The following is a 19,973-nucleotide window of genomic DNA, read 5'->3' on the forward strand; positions in this document are numbered from 1 at the left end:
TTTTTCTCCTATTCTGGGATTTGTTGGGTGATACAGTGGATATTGCCACCACCTAAAAGAATATCTCTGGCTGGTATTCCTACAACTTTTCGGTCTGGGAAACACTTGCTGAGAATATCTAGGGCTACTTGGTCGTTAACATCCTCAAACTGTGGAACTAAGACAGCCTTGTTGGCAATATAGAAATTGACATAGGAAGCTGCAAGACGCTCGCCCTCATAACGCTCCTCTTCCCCATATTCATAGGTATAACCTGGTAAATCCTCCTTAGTGACAACCTGACGAATAGCTGGAATAGGAAGCTTATGAATAGTGAAAGTGCGACCTTTTGCATCCGTTTCCTTTTCTAAAATCTCAAGGTCGGCTGCAGACATAGCATACTGAGGATCGCTTTTATCGTCTGTCCAAGCTAGAACAAGCTCTGCAGGACCAACGAAGGCTGCTACATTATCAACGTGCTCGTTTGTCTCATCTTGATAAATACCATAGGGAAGCCAGATAACTTTTTCAGCGCCAAGGCTCTCCAATAAGGTGTTTTCGATTTCCTCTTTAGACAGGTGGGGATTGCGTCCAGGACTTAGAAGACAACTTTCAGTCACAAGAATGGTTCCTTGACCATCGCTATGGATCGCTCCACCTTCCAGTACAAAAGGTTTAGCATCGTAAACAGGTATTTTCAAGATCTCAGCAAAACGACTAGCTACTTGGTCATCCTCTTCATAATCTTGATAAAGACCATCCACGGCCCCACCCCAAGCATTGAATGACCAATCAACTGCCAACTTTTCTCTTTTGTCATTAACAAGAATGGTCGGACCAGTATCACGCGCCCAGGCATCATTTGTCGGAATATCTAAATAAACGACCTTGTCTCCTAGATAGGATTGGGCTTCAGATAGATGAGCCTGATCCACCAAGAGATAGACTCTTTCCCCTTGGGCTATGTTTTTTATAATTTGGCTAAATGCTCTTTTGGCAGCCTTTCCTTGAAAGGGCCACGAACCTGGTCGAGTCGGCCAGATCATGAGGGTACCATGATGGGGTTCATATTCTGCTGGCATACGAAAGCCTAATTTTTTTGGAGTTTCTATCATGATAATCTCCCTTTAAAGTCTTGATAGTCGAAGGCTTTGACTAAGCTGCAGTCCCCCTGCTCGTTCATAAGATAGAGACTTGGCAAGCCAATACCGTTAAAGGTATTATTTTTGACAAAGGAGTAAATAGCCATATCTTCAAAATAAAGTCTATCACCGATTTGGATTGGATTTTCAAAGCTATAATCGCCAATCACATCACCCGTCAGACAGGTATTGGAAGAAAGTCTATAGGTATGGGCTTTTTCCTGCGGTTCAAATCCATTTCTCAAAGGTGGACGATAGGGCATTTCAAGTACATCAGGCATATGGCAGGTCGCGGAGGCATCTAAAACCAAAATATCCATACCGTTTTCGACAATGTCCAATACTTCAGTTGCTAGATAACCCGCATTGAGAGCAATAGCTTCTCCCGGCTCGATATAGACTTCAAGATTGTAAGTTTCTTGGATACGCTTGATTTCAGAAATTAGCAAATCCACATCATAGTCTTCTCTAGTGATGTGGTGTCCACCACCCATATTGAGCCATTTGACCTCATGTAAATAAGGACCAAACTGCGCTTCGACTGCTTTCAAGGTTGTCTCTAAATCATCTGCCCCCTGCTCGCAAAGGGTATGAAAATGAAGACCATCCACCAAGTCCAGCAAATCACTAGGAATCTTGTCTATAGTGACTCCAAAACGGGATCCAGGTACACAAGGATCATAGAGCGCGTGATCACCTTGGGTAGAACATTGAGGGTTGAGGCGCAAACCGACACTGATACCAGCCTCTCGGCAACGAGGACCATGTTTACGCAACTGTCTCTCTGAGTTAAAGACGATATGGTCCGTTATCTCCAGCAATTCCTCCAAGTCTGCATCCTTGAAAGCAGGTGCAAATACATGGACTTCCCCCGGAAACTCTTCTCTAGCTAGCTTAGCCTCATAGAGACCACTAGCCGTCGTACCAGATAGGTACTGGCTAATCAAGGGATAGGTTTTGTAGAGAGAATAAGCCTTCTGGGCCAGTAAAACCTTGCAGCCCGCTTCTTCCTGAACATATTGTAGAATGCGACAGTTTGCTTCTAACTTGGCCAAATCAATGACGTAAGCTGGTGTGGGTACTTGTTCTAACTTCATTAGTCCACCATTTGCGGATTTTCTACCACAACCCAAGGCAATCCGTACTCATTCAAAGCTTCCATGAATGGATCTGGATCCAACTCTTCAAGGTTGTAAACTCCAGGTTGTTTCCAAGTTCCGTTCATCACTAATTTGGTCCCAATCATGGCTGGAACGCCTGTTGTGTAAGAAATTGCTTGTGAACCAACTTCTGCGTAACATTCCTGATGGTCGCAAACATTGTAGATATAGATAGTCTTTTCAACACCGTCTTTGACACCTGTAAAGATACAGCCGATATTGGTTTTTCCTACAGTGCGTGGGCCAAGGCTGGCTGGATCAGGAAGCAAGGCTTTTAAGAATTGAATCGGTACAATGTCCTGTCCATTAAAGTTAATAGCATCCGTACGAAGGAGACCAACGTTTTCCAAGCATTTCATGTGCGTTAGATAAGATTGGCCAAAAGTCATAAAGAAACGAATCCGTTTAACACCTGGAATGTTTTTGGCCAATGATTCGATTTCTTCATGGTGAAGGAGATACATGTCTTTTTGTCCAACCTGAGGGAAATCGTACTCACGCTTGATTGACATGGCTTCGACTTCGACCCATTTTCCATCTTCCCAGTAAGAACCTGGCGCAGAAACCTCGCGGAGGTTGATTTCTGGGTTAAAGTTTGTTGCAAATGGATAACCGTGGTCACCACCATTACAGTCTAAAATGTCGATATAGTGGATTTCATCAAAATAGTGTTTAAGGGCGTAGGCAGAAAAGACGCTGGTCACACCTGGGTCAAATCCAGATCCAAGAAGAGCTGTCAAGCCTGCTTCTTTGAATTTCTCCTGATAAGCCCACTGCCATGAGTAGTCAAAATAGGCTGTAAAACCTAGTTCCTCACAACGTTTCTCATAAATGGCACGCCATTCTGGGTCTTCTGTGTCCTCAGCCTCATAGTTGGCGGTATCGATATAGTGGATACCTGTTGCCAAGCAAGCATCCATAATTGTTAAATCTTGATATGGTAAAGCTACGTTCAAAACAGCTTCTGGTTTGTAGCTATCAATTAAGGCAATCACTTCTTCAACCTTGTCAGCGTCAAGGGCAGCTGTCTCAATCTTTGTACTTGTTTTACCTTCCAGTTTAGCCTTCAAGTCATCACATTTTGACTTGGTACGGCTAGCAATCATAATCTCTGTAAAGGTTTCGCTATCTTGGCAAATCTTTGAAATAGCAACTTGGGCAACGCCCCCACATCCAATAACTAATAAACGACTCATTTTTTCCCTTCCTCTTCTTCTAAAATGTCCTCAACATACTTGGGCAACATAAAGGCTCCCACGTGTAAGTTTGCAGTGTAGTATTCTGTGAAAAGCTGGCGTTTTTTCCAGCCTTCCTTGTCAAAATCTTTGACAGGATGGTATTTTTTCGATGCAAATCCAAACAACCAATAGCCAGCTGGACTGGTTGGGATATGCGCCTGATAGACCCGACTGATTGGAAAGGCTTGATTGACCTTGCGGTGCATGCTTCGGCAAGCTGACTCATCCTCGTCAAAGAAGGGACTCCCATGCTGATAGATCATGATTCCGTCCTCTTTCAAGGCTCTGTAACTGTTTCCGTAAAATTCCTTAGTAAAGAGCCCTTCCGTATGTCCAAATGGATCTGTCGCATCGTTGATAATGATATCGTAATCATCCTCACAGTTTCGTAAAAATCTCAGTCCATTTTGATAGTAAATGGTAACACGAGGGTCATCTAATCCAGCAGCAAAATCTGGGAAATATTCACGACAAACCTCAACCAGCATTTCATCTGGTTCAACGATATCGATTTGTTCCAATTCTGGATACAGTGTCAAAACTTGGGCAACACCGCCGTCGCCACCCCCAATAACCAATACTTTCTTAGGATTAGGATGGACAGCCATGGGTACGTGGACGGTCATTTCATTGTAGACAAAATCATCCGCATCTGAAAACAAGACGTGCCCATTTAAAATCAGTATTTTCCCAAAAGCTGGCGTATCTAATACTTCGATATCCTGCCATTCACTCTTACCAGCGTAGAGTTGCTTGGCTGTTCTCAGGGACAATTTCACATCTGGAGTATGAACTTCAGAAAACCATAAATCCATCTAGTTCTCCTTTCTCTTAATGACGTTGATATGATTGACCTCTGGATCTTCCGTCCCTTGGAGGGAGCAACCACGTTCCTTGGCAAATTGGATATAGTCTACAATTTCTCGTGTAATGCGTTCACCTGGAGCTAGGATTGGAATTCCTGGAGGATAACACATGACAAATTCCCCACAGACCTGTCCAACGGATTCATCCAATGTTAAACTTCTTCTCTCTGAATAAAAGGCTTCCTGAGGAGACAGGACCAACTCGGGTTGAATATATTCTCCAGCTATCAAGTCCTTTCCATCTCGTGAGTAAAGTCTCTTAATATCAGCTAAAGCACCAACCAGACGCTCAATGTCTTGGATGCGGTCACCAATTGAAATATAGGCCAATATATTGCCAATATCCCCAAACTCGATCTGAATATCGTATTCGTCTCGTAGGAGGTCATAAACCTCGATACCTGTTAACCCAATCCCCTGAGTGTACACTGACAGCTTGGTCACGTCAAAATCACAGACTGACACACCGTCTATCAATTCTTTTGAGTAGGCATAGTAACCACCGATAGCATTGATTTCACGACGAGCGTACTCGGAGAGCTCAATGACTTTTTCAAAAGACTCTTTACCACGAAGAGCTAAGTTTCGTCGAGAAATATCCAAACTAGACATAAGTAGGTAAGAGGCAGATGTTGATTGGGTCAGGTTGATGATCTGACGAACGTACTCAGGATTCATCTGCTCCCCAAGAAGTAAAATGGAGCTCTGAGTCAAACTCCCACCAGACTTATGCATAGAGACCGCCGCAATATCAGCTCCAGCATCCATAGCTGACAATGGCAATTTGTCTGTAAAATGCAAATGCGCTCCATGGGCTTCATCCACTAAAACCAGCATGCCCGCTTCATGGGCCATTTCCGTTAAACCCTTGAGGTCCGAACAAATTCCATAGTAAGTAGGATTGTTGATTAGGATAGCTTTAGCATCTGGATGTTCCTTAATGGCCTGGGCCACCCGTTCATTTTCAAGACCTAAAGCAATGCCAATTTTAGGATCTACACTCATCTCGATATAGATGGGAATGGCACCACATAGAACCAGCGCATTGATAGCAGATTTGTGGACATTTCGTGGCAGAATAATCTTATCTCCTGCCTTACAGGTCGAAAGAATCATGGTCTGAACTGATGAGGTTGTTCCCCCAATCATGAGAAAGGCGTGGGCTGCTCCAAAAGCATCTGCTGCCAACTCCTCTGCATCCCGAATAATCGAAATGGGATGGCCTAGATTATCCAAGGGTTTCATCGAATTGACATCAATACCAACACATTTTTCCCCTAACAGTTCGACAAGTTCTGGATTTCCTCGTCCACGCTTGTGACCTGGCACATCAAAGGGAACAATCCTTTTCTTGCGTAGCTTGACCAAGGCCTCGTAAATTGGGGCTTGGTTTTGATCTAACTTCTTCAAGACATACTCCTTTACCATATTTTTAGCACCTCAAGAAGATAAAGGTGACTAAAGGTTGACTAAGGTTGACTTATGAAAAAAGAGCAGGTTTTCACCTGCTCTGCAATCTTCTGACGTGTTTATTTTGGTTTCTGTTGAGTATGTCTGTTCCCGATGTTTCCTAACTCTCTAGTAGCAAATATTACGTACTTTATTGATCGTTTCACAAGATGACGTGTGCTTTCACCACACTAAAATTTATGAATTAGGACAAGCGTCCTAACATCAACTTATAAAAGTAGGCTTTTAACCCTATCAATAATGTGGCTTTTCAACCACGCTTCGGCATTCAACCCTGCCTGTCCGTAGGCATTTTTTACTCGGGTTTATATTTGCTAGAAAACATCTTCTCATTTTCTAAGCCTTATAACTATATCATGTTTATAAGAGCTTGTAAAGGATTTTGTGAAACTTTTTTAAAGAATTTCTTTTTTTGTTCGTGAAATATTATTCAATGACAAAAAGAAATCGCTTTAAAACGTCAAAGAAGTAAGAAAAAAGAAACTACAATCATTAGATATTTTAATAATCTTAAAGTATGACTTGATATTGAAAATCAATTCTTTTCATCAGATTTTATACATATTTCCAGCTAGGAAGTGTGAATCAACTGCTCCAATTCTACTTTTGAAAGCTGTCCTTGTTTGTAAAGTTTTCTAAGTAAGTCCTCATCTACGGTAATTGAATAATAGTACTCTACAAACTCATGAAATTTCTCAAAACTGTCAAAGAAATAGGATAATAACCATTCGCCACCGTCCTGATCTTGGTAGGTATTTTGATGCTCTTGTCCGTCATACCAGATAAAGAAGGTTGTTTCATCTTTTTGCTCTTCTGAGTAAAGGTTTTGATACTTTTCATCCAGTCCTTTATAAAATCCGTCTATGATATCTTGATTCCACTCATCCGCAGCAAATTGACTCAAACTGCTTTCATGATCAAAGCCCTTTATAAAAATCATTTTATCAGTAAAGATCACATCTAGAGAATCGCCAGAACCGTTGTCGATAAGGTAACGGACCCCATAGCACTCCTCAGTCTTACTGATCAATCGAAGCCAGGGCTTGTTTGGATCTGTTCGATACTCAACAATGACAAGCAAGGCATCTAAACGCGTCTTTGCATTTTCCCATTCAATTTTTTCCATCTCTTTAATCCTCCATCTTAAAGCTTAAAATCTATTATGCTTACAAATTCTATAACCAATTTCTATCTATTCCGCCCAACTATACTGTGGAATATTTCCTTCACCAGACAAGTCATCAGGTGTACAATTTTCTAGATGTGCATTCATCACGCACCTGACTAACAGTTGGTAAAAGTAGTTAACAAATAGTCACTAAGACATTTCCTTTGAGTGTTAAGATTTTCTTATAAAAGTTTTTCATTTTTACAAAACAGGTTCGAATATCATCCTTGATTTCTTCCTCTTCATCAAGATAATCCCAAATATCGGGATACAAATCTGCCTTCTTGCATGCTTCCATGCTAAAGTCTGCCAGAGCCCTATCCATGTCAAAATTCTCTAAAGCTTGAACAATCTCAGCTATCTTTGAGTGTTCAGTATAGGCTGCATACTCTGATACATTTTCTAAAGGAGTTTACTCCCAAGACAGCTTCTCTCAAGGGGTCGTCATCCATAAATTCTGAACTACTAAAACCTGTCATAACAAAGAGTAAGGCATCCCACATTTTGTCAATATCTATCAACGTATCATTTCCCTCAGGATAATCCTCTACCAAGTCAAGCAAATCCTCTTCCTGACAAGAATACCACTTTATTTGGCTTAATTCATTATCAGATAGATATTGATAATTAGCAATCATTCCCATAATGTTTCCTCCAATTAGTTAGGCCCCTTTCTTGAAAAAGGCAAGATATCTACTGTTTTTGGACTCTCCTCCTTATTTCTCATTCTCATCTTCCGTCACTTCCCAGACTTCTGACTGATAACCCTCACCATCTATATCATAGCGCTGCATATAGCCTAAAAATCTTTCTTTTTTATTTGACTTACGAGGCTTGAGAATGTTTACAGCCCAGAATCCGATAAGAATAATAACTAAAAGCGCTATTACAGTCTCCATATTGCTTCTCCTTTGCCTATCTTAATATCCTTCAACCCATTTTTCATTGTCCATGATGAAAGGCTTAGCAAGTCCGTCACCTGTATAATCCGCATACTTTGTAGCTAAATACTTGTAACAATCCTCTTTACTCGCAAACTTAATAGCTTGATAGGGCTCTTCAAAAGTCAGTTTCTCTACAAATAAGAAACCCTCCTCAGCTGGCACTAAAACACCAACATGCCCGACAAAAAGATACTCTCCATCCAAATTGTCATGCAATACAACAGACAACATTCGAGCTTTATCATTGAATTGAAACTGAGAGAAGAATTTCTCCATCTTCTGCGCGTGAACTTTTACATCCGTCGTTGCTTCCGTCTCCACTCTAGAAAATAGAATATCAAACTCTTCCTTATCTTTCGCATCAAATACTTTTCCCTTATCGATAGCATCGTTATCCACAAAAAGCAGCTGATCATTCTTTTCAAGTTTTGGAATGGTGACCGAATTTTTTAAGAGCGCATAGCTATTGATGCGACAGTTGGTCCCAACAAAGTCACCCTTTTTTTGATTCCAGAGATTGCTGATTTTCTCTACGTCGTATTCTGTCTTCGTAAAAGAGGTAAAATCCCCACTTAAACCAGTGGAGCCGACAGTCACATTATAGTCTGTAACAAGATTGAAAAATGCCTCAACACTATTTGGATCCAAGTGAGCTGATAAGAGAGATTTGACCTCTTCGGAACTTACCTGACTGTTTAAATTGGTATATGAAGCCGTCCAAGGAACTTTATCTGAACTGGTCTGTGTCTGATTTGTAGCTTCAGTGCTCGTATTATTTTGCTGACAAGCAGCCAAACCAAGAAATAAGGGCAAACACAGTCCCAAGGCTACTACTTTTCTCGATCGTTTCATGAAATTTCCTTTCTAAAGCACAAGTCCCTATTTTTCTTTAAACACTCTTCACTAATCCCTCATCCGGTAATCCGTGACTTAGCTTTATTATACTACATAAGTCAAAAAAAGACTGCACGAATCACCCATTCATTACAGCCTTTTTAATCCTATTTTTTATTGAATCACAAAACCTTTAGGCAATATCACCAGTTGCTGCTCCAATACTTGGCAATGACTTGCTAGAGCTACAACATCACTATCTACAAGATAATTTTCAGTTGATTGGTTAAAAACAGCTTGGATTTTTTGTCCATCATAATCCCATGCCAGAGATACCACATCTGGCTTGATTTCTTTCAGTCTATAGGTCCCGTTCTGAATTATATCTGAGACACTCTTGCGAAGTTGAATCAACTTCTTCATAAAATTAAGCATGTCATTACTGTCTGAAACACGTTCCCAAGGCATGACACGACGACAATCTGGATCTGGTCCTCCACCTAACTCCAACTCTGTTCCATAGTAGAAACACGGTGTCCCTCTTTGTAAAAAGAGGAAAGCAAGAGCCGACTTAACGAGTTGAACATCTTCCTTGGCAGTAGTCAAAATGCGCTCCGTATCATGCGAATCCAAAAGATTGAACATCACTTCCGAAATCTGTTGTCTATAGTACATAGACTGGCTATTGATTTCATCGATAAATTGAGGTGTCTTCTTAGTCCCTCGCAAGAAATAATCCTTGATACTGTCAGAGAGAGGATAGTTCATGACTGCGTGGAATTCATCTCCATTTAGCCAGGGCTGTGAAGTGTGCCAAACCTCTCCAAGAATATAAAGGTCAGGCTTTTTAGCCAAGACAGCCTTATGGAAATCTCTCCAAAATTGATGGTCTACTTCATTGGCCACATCCAGGCGCCATGCATCGATATCAAACTCTTCAATCCAGTAAGTCGCAACGCTTAACAGATAGTCTCTCACTTGAGGATTGGCCGTATTGAGCTTGGGCATATAGCTGGCAAAAGCGAAGGTATGATAAGGGAGTTTTCTTGGATTTCCAAGCTTATCTTTGGTCACGGGAAATTCTTGAACATGGAACCAGTCTTTATATTCCGACTTTCCACCATGCTTGAGAACATCCTGCCACTGCAGAGACTGATCCCCGATATGATTGAAAACAGCGTCCAGCATGATTTTCATCCCTCTCTGATGGGCCTCCTCCACCAGTTTACGAAAAATTTTCTTATCTCCAAAATGATGATCTATTTCGAAATAATCCGTCGTATTATACTTGTGATTGCTTGGGGATTCAAAAATCGGACAGAGATAAAGACCTGTAATCCCTAAGTCTTGCAAGTAATCCAGATGGTCAATAATGCCCTGTAAATCACCACCAAAGAAATCGCTCGTCTTTGGCTTGATAAAGGAATCCCAAGCTAGCGCACCTTCAGGTGAAATCTCAGGATTGCCATTAGCAAAGCGTTCTGGGAAAATCTGGTACCATACCATCTCTGCTACCCAGTCAGGAACATGGCAAGCATCAATCTCATGGATATACGGAATTTTAAAGCCATTTCCTTCATAATGAAGGTTTTCTAGCGTATTTTCAACACATCCCTTATCGCCATACAAAATACTCTGACCCTGCTTATCCTTGAGTTCAAAGAGATACTGGAGTCGTGCATAGCCAACTGAAACTTCCGCTTGCCAGTAATCAAATAAGACATCAGAAGTTACTTTGACCATCTCCTTGATTGCTTCATAATGGTCCTCTAAAAAGATAAAAGTGTCTCCATAATGCAAGTTGATGCTTTCTATATCATCTTTCTTGGTCCGGATACGAATGTGCATTGTCTTATCCTTATAAAGGTACGCATACTCTGACTCTGGTCTATGGTAAATGGCTGTTAATTCCATTGTTCTGTCTCCTAGTTTACTTTTATTCATCTTGCTGCGCAAACGTTTTCATTATTGTGATTCTAGTATACTACTTTAAAATTTTATTTTCAAGACTTGTCCGTAGTTTCGAGTGGATTGTTTTTGAGAATATAAAAAAGCAGTAAGATTTAATACCTACTACTTTCTGATTGATGATTTACAAATGCCTTTCAAGCCAATCTATCTTTTTAAAATCTTTATTATTATTGTGGTCATTTCGATAGGAATCTTGGGAAGAAGCCTTGTATATACTGAAATACTGTTCCAAACTTGGAACACGAAACGTGATGTCCTCGAGATGAATCAACTCTATATCTGATTTCGAAACTCCTGCAAAATCAGGTAAGGAATCGATACTTCCAAATTCAACGCTCACATCATCTTTTTGGAATTCGTGCTCGTGAATATCTACCAAGGTATAGCCTAAGTGGTTCATCACTTTCATTATCTTGTCCCAGTCATAAATCCTGAGATGATCAGGCGCTTCCCAGCCTCTAGGATCTCCAGAGACATGAATGTCAATGTCAGACGGCTCCCAATCTTCATTTGAACGGTATTCAAAACCCAAAGACCCCATGAGCGTGGGTGTGATTCCAACTTGGTTTAAATGAGAACAAATTGTTCGAAATTCATCAAATAGAGAATTCATCCTTCCTCCAATCTTTGATATAAAACTTTATTTCTCAGTGAAAGACAAACTTGTTTCTATCTTCTACTCTTTCGGTTGTGAAAAAACTTCAATATGCTGGCCCAGTACCTTAATCTCTACAGGTAGGTTATCCGACTTATCGCCATCAACATCTGACTCCAACTCACTATCTGAAGAGATTTTAATAGTACGAGCTCTGATATACTCAATATTATCATTGCCGACAACATCGCCTTTTAGTAAATCAGGAATGACGGATAATTTAGAGAATAGAGAAGCATCTTTTAGAATCAAAATATTGGCATAGCCGTCTTTGTTTTCTTCAAAGATTTTCTTATCAGCGAAGTAATTTGTCAAGAGAACCAAAACATGACTCGCTTCACCATCATAATTTCCATTTTCTGTCTCAACCTTAATGTTAAAGACCTGATCCGTCATCACAGACTTCATGGTATTTACAGCATAGGCTAATATACCGAATTTTGTCTTGTCCTCGATCTCCACATTGTGAATCGCCTCAGGCAGAGAACCGATACTAAAGATATAACCAAAATAGTTATCATTTGCTTTACCGATATCAATCTTGTTGGTTAAGTTAAAATCAAGTTCATCAATCGCACCATCGATGTCTTGATTGATTTCCAACAGTTTCGTAATGAGGTTACCTGTACCGCCTGGGATAATCCCTAACTTAGGAATGTAGTCTCTCTCAGCAATACCCGAAATGACTTCATTGACAGTCCCGTCTCCACCGAAAACAACCACTGCATCGTACTGCTCACGAGAGGCTTCCTCAGCAAAGTGTGTTGCATCCAGCGCTTTTTCAGTAATTTTGGTTTCCACGTGCTCAAAATAATCTTTGGCCTTATTCTCCAGCTTGACCTTATAATCCAAAGCCTTTTCCCCACCAGAGGTAGGGTTTATAATTAACATTGCTTTTTTCATTGATAATACTCCTTAATTTTTAAATAGAAATGTTAGTGTAACTACATCAGTCATTACATATAATGCTATTATATAATGAAACCTCAAAAAATAGAAATCAGACGTACCGGAGATTGAGAGAATCAGTTCTAAAAAAGGTTGGATATGTTGAAAATGATAAATACCTTCTAGTTTATTCTTTTACCAATCGATTAAAATCAACCAAATATAAAATCCCAGCAATAAGAGCAAAAATTGCTGAAAAAAATGAAAGGAAGGGGATAAAACCTGTGATAGATGCAACTAAAAGAAACAAAAAGCTTTTCTTACGACCATTTGATTCTTTTCTATAAATGAAAATTGCAAGTATGGAACAAACAAGAAATATAAAACTAATTAAATTTACTGAAAAAGCCCATGCTGGTTTATCAACAAAACGAAGAGCCCCATTGATAAATCTTATCTCCCATCTATAGAAAAATGCAAATGCAATAATGGGAGAGCACGTTAAAGCAAAAATTCCATTAAAAAAAAATAAACTGTTTGATTTCATATTCAATCCTTTCCTGTACTTATTCATCGCTAATTAATAGATTCACTTTTTAAAAATTCTTTAGACTTCTGGACGATATAGAGCTGTTCATCTTCTTGAGCGAGTTTTCTAAACAATTCATTCGCCCTAGTCATATCTCCTTTTAATTTAGAGTTCAAGGCTTGATAGTAAATGATTTCCAATTGTTGATATTTAAACTCGTTTTCTAATTCTTCAAAGTAATCATTGGATTGATGAGCAATTGTTAAATCGTAAAGTGCAATACTCACGCTTTTTGTTTTCTCGGCTAGAGAGGAATCTGATATGGACATTTTGTTTAGCATAAGATCAAGCTCATCTCTGGTTAGGTTAGGATTTGCAAGAACTGTCGAGCGAATGAGGTAACTCTCTAAGGAATCCCTGTATTTTGGCTTCAGTTTTTGATCAGTCGTTGCTTCAGAAGCCTCCTTAATGGCAGCATCGAAATCACCAATCATATAGGAATACCCAACAGATGTTAGTGTCACATCCATTTTTATAATAGCTCTTTTTGCATCTTTCTTCAATTCAATGTATTGCTTCCAAGATGGTAAATCTAAGTCCATATACAGTAACTTAGTACCACTCCTTACATACCCTCTTCTGATTAGTGCAATGAAAAGAAATAAGAGTGCATTTATGAATAAAATACAAAGGGTTTGAATAGTCCTATCTTTCACCATCCAAGCTACAAAAAGAATGAGAAGAACAGCCAAAACAATCACGACTTTTCTATAAAATCCATATTTCTTGCGTATTTCTAAATAATTCATTTTTACTCCTTTTCTAAATTATAAAATGTCATTACGAGAGCAGTTCTGAACCTTAAATGAGTCATTGACTAACAAAATGCTCTCTAATCAGTTCCCTATTTTTTTCTGATAGAATAGCCCAATGTGACCTGCAAAATAGGATCATAAACAGCTTTCATCTTAACTTATAACTTCTCTATTCTATCAAAAATAATCTCTTGCTTTTCGACACTTTCTCGGAGTGGTGACATGCCTAAAATCACTGTAAAAAATCCCAATAATAGAATACTATTAATAACAAGTAAGGCTCCCTCTGTTCCATTAACAGTATATAGATAAAATGCAAAACATCCAAGAGTCGGAACAAGGATAAAAGGAAGAAGTTTGTAATGTTTTAATTGACGTTTATTTCCAACTGGTTTAAAGGTTATTTGATAGTTTGAAACTTTATTATCAAGTCTTTTTTGGACGCTATGACGAGCTCTTATGGCAATGAACCAGAAAGCAAGATAAGCTAGGGAAATGAATAGGCCATATAAGCCTATCTTTAAAGGAAGGTTGTGACTAATCCCATTGTTTCTAAAAAAATTTGTCACTAGCCGATAGCCAGAACCCCCTATTGCTGTTCCAATTGCAACCCCAATTGATTTACTCATAGTTGGAGCCACACTTTCAAAACGCGTATCTCTTTTATCTAACTTTTGCATTTTTGCAGTGATCTCATCAGGAAGAGAACCCCAGAAATAGGATTTTGGTCTAACAGTCGTCAAATCTAGAATATACTTTTCTCCCTCTACTTCTACTATTTTGAAAAATACTTTATTCGTTTCTTTAAATTTTACTTTCATAGTCACCTTTAAATCCTTCTCAGAGTTAAAAAACTCTTTTCAATAACATTCCTAAATCGTCAGCCCCGTTTTTTAATAATAGTTAAACCAATTTTGACAGACATATCTTTCGATGTTAACTGTATTGTAATCCCATAATTTGTTTTATCTGAGTGATCTATTCTAATTTGACATGTTGTTTCCTCTGGTAGATCATATTTGCTTTTCAGTTTCTGAAAGAGGTCAGAGTTATTTTCTGGGTGGTAGATAATTTCACTAAGCTCTGTTGTTCCGGTTCTTAACGTCCTTTTTACATTCAAGGAGTCAAAAACATCTCTTTTGACAACTAAGTTAAGAATCTCTTCGTCAAATAAAGGGTCTATCTCCGAATCGTAATGCAACTTGCCATTAGAATAACTAACGGAACCGTTTTTTTGTTTTCTCCGATTTGTATTCTATAGTCACCCTTACCATCTGCCTTGGTAATACCTAGGTCAATTTCATATCTTTTGACTTCGTCACCATTTTTTATATAGACCCTACTTTTATAAGCTTCCAGCCCATCAAAATCTTTCTGCTCTTGTTCCAAAAATCTAAACATGGGATCAAACGTTTTTTCAAACTCGAACTGTTCCTTTGTTCTATTTTGGGGAATAGTTTCGCCACCCAAACTACAAGCATTCAATGAAGATGCTGTCAAAAGAATAACAAGAAATCCAGTTAACCATAAACACCATTTAAACTTTTTCATATTTTATTTAATCCTTTTTTCGAGTCATAAAAGTAAGATTTTTTCAAAAATTTATAAATGTTTAGTTTAACTTACACTAGTTCTACGTCAACTCCAGCTGTAGCAAAAGTTTCCTTAACTTGTTCAAAATTACTTGACATGATTGTCGCTTGTTTTAAATTTGGAAACTGCTTTAATTCAGCCAAACTAACCTCATTCAAATCAAAAAAACTATCCTCACCATCCCACTGAGGAATCAGATTCATAAAGATTTCATTACCACCATCCATATCAATCTCTTTTACAAGACTTGCATACTTCTGTGAAATCTGAAGATTTTTAAAGTATTCTAAGGCAGGCTCGACAAGTTCTGTACTTTCTGTATCAATATCCAACTCGCTAAATTCCTCTGAAAAATCAAAAATATCAAAAGCTGGCTTTAAAACCTCTAAATCATACATCAATACTTGGATAATAGCTAGTTTAAAATTCAGATTATCGAAATGAAGATATTTTTCTTGAACAACTTTTGGATTTGATTTTTGACGTTCATGCTTGATTTCTGGATAGTAAGAAATGGTGAGTGGATATCTCATTACATCTGGTCTTCCATTAAAATTGGTTCCACGAGGGGTCCATAAAATAAAATTGAAATCCCCAGTTCTGTGTCTATCATAAAGAAAATAGGGAGTCTTTCCATCAGTGGATACTACGGCTTGACAAGGCATCTTGGGTAATTCTTCTTCTCCAAACATAGGTTTTACAACATCACCGTAGTAGAAACTGATAGTAGAAAGTAGATGCTCATCATCAAGATAGACCCTGCATTTCTTTAAATGATTCTTGACAGAAAACGAATGTTCAAATACAATACCAGCATTGTCGTAAATGTACTTTATGTATTTATTTTCTTTTTTTACAACCTGATCAGGCTTTCCTAATACAGCCTCAATATCTTTCAAAGATAAAGGAAAAGACAAGCTGGTTCCGTTCATTACCATTGAATTGTCATGAAAATTGATTTCGAGGTTTTTAGGATCTTTCTTTTTAAAAAAATTAAACATTCGATTCTCCTATTTATAATTTGTTTATCTAAATGCATCAAATCTATTTTTCTAACGTTAGAAAATTTACTGTATAAAATAAGGTTTTGCCGTATTTTTCGTCCATAGGATTAAAAAAGCAGGAAGCCTTCTTACCTTAAAATGAAAAGGTGAGAGGATTAGCTACGTTTCACTAACAAACTTACACATTCAGCGGTTCGGATTTACCGTATCATCCGTGAAAAAACAATCCTCACGAAATAATGGAAAGTCTTTCGTTTTGATATTGTTCCATTCATAAACTGAACCTACAATATCTCCAACTATTGCTCCTAGCATGGTATTCCTCCTTACAAACTATTAGTTTAGACTGACATTTCTACTTGACATACTCGTCTATTTTATCAGCATATTTAGTTAAAAGATTCTTTGAATAAATTTTTGCATTACTTGAATTTCTAACTTCTTTCCAAAGAATAGAAGCTACTTTTAGTTTATTCGAGTAATTGCGACTATTTTCGTCTGCACAAAAGTCTTTTAGAAATTGATTCCATTGACAAACCGAATGATCATACTTGGCATAATCTGAATTTCCATAATAGACTTTTAGCATATCTTGGATTGTGAAATTCAAATCATTTTCTTTTTTTACTTTTCTCCAAGCTGTAGCCATATCAGCAGTAAATTTAAAGGGCGAAACACCTGTTAAAGTTGAGAAATATTCTCTAAAGTGTGCATTAAAGGAGAATCCACATTCAAGTAAGGGCGAATCTAAGGTAACGACTTCTACTTGTTTCTTTTTCCTTTTTATTGATGATTTTTTAATCAAAATACCCTTAAAGTACTGCTCAATAATATCATTGAGTTCCTGTTTTGTACCTCTATATTCAAGTCCTAATGACCTGCATATCTGTGAAAGTTCATCACGATACCAATAGTATTTATTAAACTCATCAAAGGATTTGATTGTATCAAACTCAGGTCTGCTCTCTATCAATATTTTACCTCCTTAAAACCAATCTAGTTTTCATCTTAAAATAATTTTTTTGAGGATTAACTACGTTTCACTAACAAACTCACACACTCAGCGGTTCGAACTTACCGTATCATCCGTGAAAAAACAATCCTCACAAAATAAAGGAAAATCCTTCGTTTTGATATTGTTCCATTCGTAAACAGAACCTACAATGTCTCCAATAATTGCTCCTAGCATCCGTTTCCTCCTTATGGCATATCAGATTCGTTACACATTTCTAATGAGTCACTCTTTAAAAATGGCACCACCAAATCAATCCACTCATAAGGCAGGTAAGCTGATAAATAGCCGTGATTATAGCCCTTTGCTTCATACAAAATTGTATTTGAATGTAGCTGATGAAATAATTTCGCTGATTCTTTCACACAGTTCAATTCTTTTTCACCATAAATATACAGAACCTGAGCCTTGCTAGCAGAAATCATATCTTTCAGCTTGTAACATCCCATATAGTTTTTGTAAATGGTCACCAATGTTTTGACAGGGGTTCTTGGCAAATCCTCCAAATAATAAGCTTTTATTTCCTCTGGATAAGCCAGTTTAGGACTGAGTTTGTTCATCATGCTTAACTGAAGTTTGCAAGAGAATTTATTGAACATCAGTTTACCAAATAGAGACACTAGAAAGATGCTGATTTTAGCTAACCTTGGTTGAGGAATGCAGAGGCTTCCATCTATGATGGCCTTCTCAGCAATTTCACTGTCTAAAGACAAAAGCTCCATGGCAATTTGACCACCAAGTGAAACACCACCGATTGCAAACAATTTCCCACCACAGTTTTCTTTGATATAGTCTAGAATCTCCAAAGCAGAATCTTCAGTAGAAACATAATCAAGTTGATATTCCTCGCCGTGGCCATTCAAAGTGGGTAGAATAATACGGTATTCTTTTGACAAGATTCGTGCTTGACGAAGATAATTCCACCAAGAACTGCCACCACCATGTATCAGTAAAATAGGAGGCAAATTCTTATCACCAAATTCATGGAATTTCATGTTTAAACTCCTTACTGTAGGACTTTTACTAGCTACACCCTTATTTAATCAGCTCGTACAAGCAGTGATGTCTCATCAAATAGAACAGTCTCTAACATTGATTATCTAGAATGACCACACGTTACTCTCAATAATGGATATCCTGATCTAAATTTTAAAATGTTGTTTCCTTACTAATTCTATTACTCGCCAATATAGTATAAATCAAATAACCAATAAAAATGATAATAAAAATAAGATTAATTTTTAGCACAAAATAGAGATTTAACAAATTTGCGAATGCATGAAATAATACACAGTATCCCACAGATTTCGTTTGACGGTAAAGAAGCCCTAAAACAAAACTTAAAAATAATGTATATATAAAAAATAAAATAAAAGGAAATCCTTGATGACTTTCTCCAACTATAAACCATAAAGGCAGATGCCATATTCCCCAAATTGATCCTACAATCAAATTAGATTGCCAATAAGTATATTTTTTATCAAGTAATGGTTGTAATATTCCTCTCCATCCTAATTCTTCATGTCCACCACCCAAAAAAATTAGTTGTATAAAGAATAACGGCATCAGATAAATGGATACTCCGTTTAATTCTAAGGAAGATACAGAAAATAGTATCAAAATTGCTAACATATGATAAATGAAATAAATACTACTATTTTCTATCCTATTAAATAAAAAATGTTTAAATTTTATATTATTACTTTTTAAATAAAAGCCACTTGCAATAGCTGGTCCAAGTGCACCAACTATATGTAATATTCTTCCTATAAATGTCTCTAATCCCAAAATATAAGATTGTGTAAATATGGCAAGAAGCCCCCAAGATATATAAGTAATTCCAAATGTAAAACAAAGATAATTTTTTAAGTTCCTTTTATCAATTTCTGTCATTTTTTTCTTCCTAATCTTGATTATTTTATGAATAATATTTTTACTGCTTCTTAGTTGCTATCGATTATAACTACCTATATTCTATCATAAAAACACAAAAAAGCCTTACAATCAAGGCTTTTCACTATTCATTTCGTCAATACTTTAGTTTCGTAGATTCAGATTCGCATGATTAAAACTAGTCAATTTTCTCAATAATGTTTCCAAGTCTATCCAATTCAAGACAGGAATGATCATTTAGTGGAATTATGGGAACACTGACGAGTTCTTCTGCTCTATCCTTATTAGCTTTATCATTCCAGGAATCATAATGGACACTAATTAAAAACTGACTAAAGAGTCCTAATCCATTTTTTATCTTTATCTGATGATCTGAATTATCATTAGGTGAGACATAGACTTTTTCTCCTAATAATAGGACTCCTGCAGAAAACCCTATAACTTTTGCCCCTTTATTAAGCATATGATCGATATAATTTTTGAACTCCTGATTGACATAAGTAGCTATATATTTTTCCGTATTTCCTCCACCAATGATGATTAGATCAGCATCTAAATAGCTATCAAAATCAATCTGCTCAGTGTCCAAAAGTAAGTAATCAGTGTTTAGATTAGGAAATTGACTTTGGAAAACTTCCGTGTACTTTTTCATATAGGGTTGCCAATTATCTCGAAAAACTGTAAAAATGACAATTCTTTCAATCTTTCTTGATGACACAATTTTATCAACAATGCTATATTTCGTTATTGGGGGATTCCCACCCATCAAAAATATTTGTTCTTTCAAGTTAACACACTTTCTAAAGAGACAT

General features: G+C 37.5%; 20 protein-coding genes and 3 pseudogenes. All 23 read right to left on the minus strand.

What is annotated here, in order from left to right; all coding sequences use genetic code 11:
• Window positions 1-8 precede the first annotated feature (8 nt).
• Window positions 9-1,094: an agmatine deiminase gene (aguA, locus tag HMPREF2655_RS08590; RefSeq protein WP_000573466.1), complete on the minus strand. Its 1,086-nt coding sequence runs from the start codon at window positions 1,092-1,094 to the stop codon at window positions 9-11.
• A complete protein-coding gene (gene nspC / locus HMPREF2655_RS08595) occupies window positions 1,091-2,218 on the minus strand; it encodes a carboxynorspermidine decarboxylase (RefSeq protein WP_000764357.1) in 1,128 nt (375 codons plus the stop codon). Before nspC ends, aguA begins: the two co-directional genes overlap by 4 nt.
• Complete coding sequence (locus HMPREF2655_RS08600; RefSeq protein WP_000088759.1) at window positions 2,218-3,477, minus strand: saccharopine dehydrogenase family protein; 1,260 nt, start codon at window positions 3,475-3,477, stop codon at window positions 2,218-2,220. The genes nspC and HMPREF2655_RS08600 overlap by 1 nt, the downstream gene beginning before the upstream one ends.
• Complete coding sequence (gene speE / locus HMPREF2655_RS08605; RefSeq protein ID WP_000366713.1) at window positions 3,474-4,334, minus strand: polyamine aminopropyltransferase; 861 nt, start codon at window positions 4,332-4,334, stop codon at window positions 3,474-3,476. The genes HMPREF2655_RS08600 and speE overlap by 4 nt, the downstream gene beginning before the upstream one ends.
• The gene (locus tag HMPREF2655_RS08610; RefSeq protein ID WP_025171510.1) at window positions 4,335-5,795 is read right to left on the minus strand and encodes an aminotransferase class I/II-fold pyridoxal phosphate-dependent enzyme; all 1,461 of its coding nucleotides are present in this window, start codon (window positions 5,793-5,795) and stop codon (window positions 4,335-4,337) included.
• Window positions 5,796-6,426: 631 nt separating this feature from the next.
• Window positions 6,427-6,981 carry a hypothetical protein gene (locus tag HMPREF2655_RS08615; RefSeq protein ID WP_000411074.1) on the minus strand — a complete coding sequence of 185 codons (555 nt, stop codon included), beginning with the start codon at window positions 6,979-6,981 and terminating at the stop codon, window positions 6,427-6,429.
• 178 nt (window positions 6,982-7,159) lie between these two features.
• Window positions 7,160-7,667, minus strand: a pseudogene (locus HMPREF2655_RS10540) (YfbM family protein).
• A 72-nt stretch (window positions 7,668-7,739) separates the two neighbouring features.
• Window positions 7,740-7,922 (minus strand): hypothetical protein, encoded by a 183-nt coding sequence (locus HMPREF2655_RS08625; RefSeq protein ID WP_000450744.1) that lies wholly within the window; start codon window positions 7,920-7,922, stop codon window positions 7,740-7,742.
• 21 nt (window positions 7,923-7,943) lie between these two features.
• Window positions 7,944-8,819: a DUF4300 family protein gene (locus HMPREF2655_RS08630; RefSeq protein ID WP_000830951.1), complete on the minus strand. Its 876-nt coding sequence runs from the start codon at window positions 8,817-8,819 to the stop codon at window positions 7,944-7,946.
• 156 nt (window positions 8,820-8,975) lie between these two features.
• Window positions 8,976-10,715, minus strand: a complete 1,740-nt coding sequence (locus tag HMPREF2655_RS08635) for a glycoside hydrolase family 13 protein (protein WP_070838596.1) — start codon at window positions 10,713-10,715, stop codon at window positions 8,976-8,978.
• A gap of 178 nt (window positions 10,716-10,893) precedes the next feature.
• Window positions 10,894-11,385, minus strand: a complete 492-nt coding sequence (locus HMPREF2655_RS08640) for a phosphoribosylanthranilate isomerase (protein ID WP_001086572.1) — start codon at window positions 11,383-11,385, stop codon at window positions 10,894-10,896.
• Between the two features lie 63 nt (window positions 11,386-11,448).
• Window positions 11,449-12,330, minus strand: a complete 882-nt coding sequence (locus tag HMPREF2655_RS08645; RefSeq protein ID WP_000710093.1) for a diacylglycerol/lipid kinase family protein — start codon at window positions 12,328-12,330, stop codon at window positions 11,449-11,451.
• A 172-nt stretch (window positions 12,331-12,502) separates the two neighbouring features.
• Window positions 12,503-12,862: a hypothetical protein gene (locus HMPREF2655_RS08650; RefSeq protein ID WP_000841612.1), complete on the minus strand. Its 360-nt coding sequence runs from the start codon at window positions 12,860-12,862 to the stop codon at window positions 12,503-12,505.
• Between the two features lie 29 nt (window positions 12,863-12,891).
• Window positions 12,892-13,653, minus strand: coding sequence for a hypothetical protein (locus HMPREF2655_RS08655; protein WP_001108327.1), 762 nt, complete (start codon window positions 13,651-13,653; stop codon window positions 12,892-12,894).
• Window positions 13,654-13,817: 164 nt separating this feature from the next.
• Complete coding sequence (locus HMPREF2655_RS08660; protein ID WP_000865035.1) at window positions 13,818-14,480, minus strand: DUF443 domain-containing protein; 663 nt, start codon at window positions 14,478-14,480, stop codon at window positions 13,818-13,820.
• Between the two features lie 59 nt (window positions 14,481-14,539).
• Window positions 14,540-15,210, minus strand: a pseudogene (locus HMPREF2655_RS08665) (hypothetical protein).
• Between the two features lie 71 nt (window positions 15,211-15,281).
• Window positions 15,282-16,253, minus strand: coding sequence for a DUF6892 domain-containing protein (locus HMPREF2655_RS08670; RefSeq protein ID WP_070838598.1), 972 nt, complete (start codon window positions 16,251-16,253; stop codon window positions 15,282-15,284).
• 204 nt (window positions 16,254-16,457) lie between these two features.
• Window positions 16,458-16,571, minus strand: a pseudogene (locus HMPREF2655_RS10140) (ADP-ribosylglycohydrolase); the annotation flags it as partial.
• Window positions 16,572-16,611: 40 nt separating this feature from the next.
• The gene (locus HMPREF2655_RS08675) at window positions 16,612-17,229 is read right to left on the minus strand and encodes an SAP domain-containing protein (protein WP_070838600.1); all 618 of its coding nucleotides are present in this window, start codon (window positions 17,227-17,229) and stop codon (window positions 16,612-16,614) included.
• A gap of 87 nt (window positions 17,230-17,316) precedes the next feature.
• Window positions 17,317-17,445, minus strand: a complete 129-nt coding sequence (locus HMPREF2655_RS10145) for an ADP-ribosylglycohydrolase (protein WP_000899999.1) — start codon at window positions 17,443-17,445, stop codon at window positions 17,317-17,319.
• 11 nt (window positions 17,446-17,456) lie between these two features.
• Complete coding sequence (locus HMPREF2655_RS08680; protein ID WP_070838602.1) at window positions 17,457-18,263, minus strand: alpha/beta hydrolase; 807 nt, start codon at window positions 18,261-18,263, stop codon at window positions 17,457-17,459.
• 154 nt (window positions 18,264-18,417) lie between these two features.
• Complete coding sequence (locus HMPREF2655_RS08685) at window positions 18,418-19,161, minus strand: CPBP family intramembrane glutamic endopeptidase (protein WP_033629799.1); 744 nt, start codon at window positions 19,159-19,161, stop codon at window positions 18,418-18,420.
• Window positions 19,162-19,339: 178 nt separating this feature from the next.
• Window positions 19,340-19,948 (minus strand): Type 1 glutamine amidotransferase-like domain-containing protein, encoded by a 609-nt coding sequence (locus tag HMPREF2655_RS08690; RefSeq protein WP_070838604.1) that lies wholly within the window; start codon window positions 19,946-19,948, stop codon window positions 19,340-19,342.
• Between the last annotated feature and the right edge of the window lie 25 nt (window positions 19,949-19,973).

It is taken from the genome of Streptococcus sp. HMSC066F01 (assembly GCF_001837335.1).
GTDB lineage: Bacteria > Bacillota > Bacilli > Lactobacillales > Streptococcaceae > Streptococcus > Streptococcus oralis_S.

Coding starts and splice junctions, on each gene's coding strand:
- HMPREF2655_RS08625 (WP_000450744.1), bottom strand. CDS start 7,922: ATGGAGACTGTAATAGCGCTTTTAGTTATTATTCTTATCGGATTCTGG.
- aguA (WP_000573466.1), bottom strand. CDS start 1,094: ATGATAGAAACTCCAAAAAAATTAGGCTTTCGTATGCCAGCAGAATAT.
- speE (WP_000366713.1), bottom strand. CDS start 4,334: ATGGATTTATGGTTTTCTGAAGTTCATACTCCAGATGTGAAATTGTCC.
- HMPREF2655_RS08660 (WP_000865035.1), bottom strand. CDS start 14,480: ATGAAAGTAAAATTTAAAGAAACGAATAAAGTATTTTTCAAAATAGTA.
- HMPREF2655_RS08670 (WP_070838598.1), bottom strand. CDS start 16,253: ATGTTTAATTTTTTTAAAAAGAAAGATCCTAAAAACCTCGAAATCAAT.
- HMPREF2655_RS08680 (WP_070838602.1), bottom strand. CDS start 18,263: ATGAAATTCCATGAATTTGGTGATAAGAATTTGCCTCCTATTTTACTG.
- HMPREF2655_RS08640 (WP_001086572.1), bottom strand. CDS start 11,385: ATGAATTCTCTATTTGATGAATTTCGAACAATTTGTTCTCATTTAAAC.
- HMPREF2655_RS08630 (WP_000830951.1), bottom strand. CDS start 8,819: ATGAAACGATCGAGAAAAGTAGTAGCCTTGGGACTGTGTTTGCCCTTA.
- HMPREF2655_RS10145 (WP_000899999.1), bottom strand. CDS start 17,445: ATGCTAGGAGCAATTATTGGAGACATTGTAGGTTCTGTTTACGAATGG.
- HMPREF2655_RS08645 (WP_000710093.1), bottom strand. CDS start 12,330: ATGAAAAAAGCAATGTTAATTATAAACCCTACCTCTGGTGGGGAAAAG.
- HMPREF2655_RS08635 (WP_070838596.1), bottom strand. CDS start 10,715: ATGGAATTAACAGCCATTTACCATAGACCAGAGTCAGAGTATGCGTAC.
- HMPREF2655_RS08600 (WP_000088759.1), bottom strand. CDS start 3,477: ATGAGTCGTTTATTAGTTATTGGATGTGGGGGCGTTGCCCAAGTTGCT.
- HMPREF2655_RS08685 (WP_033629799.1), bottom strand. CDS start 19,161: ATGACAGAAATTGATAAAAGGAACTTAAAAAATTATCTTTGTTTTACA.
- HMPREF2655_RS08615 (WP_000411074.1), bottom strand. CDS start 6,981: ATGGAAAAAATTGAATGGGAAAATGCAAAGACGCGTTTAGATGCCTTG.
- HMPREF2655_RS08650 (WP_000841612.1), bottom strand. CDS start 12,862: ATGAAATCAAACAGTTTATTTTTTTTTAATGGAATTTTTGCTTTAACG.
- nspC (WP_000764357.1), bottom strand. CDS start 2,218: ATGAAGTTAGAACAAGTACCCACACCAGCTTACGTCATTGATTTGGCC.
- HMPREF2655_RS08655 (WP_001108327.1), bottom strand. CDS start 13,653: ATGAATTATTTAGAAATACGCAAGAAATATGGATTTTATAGAAAAGTC.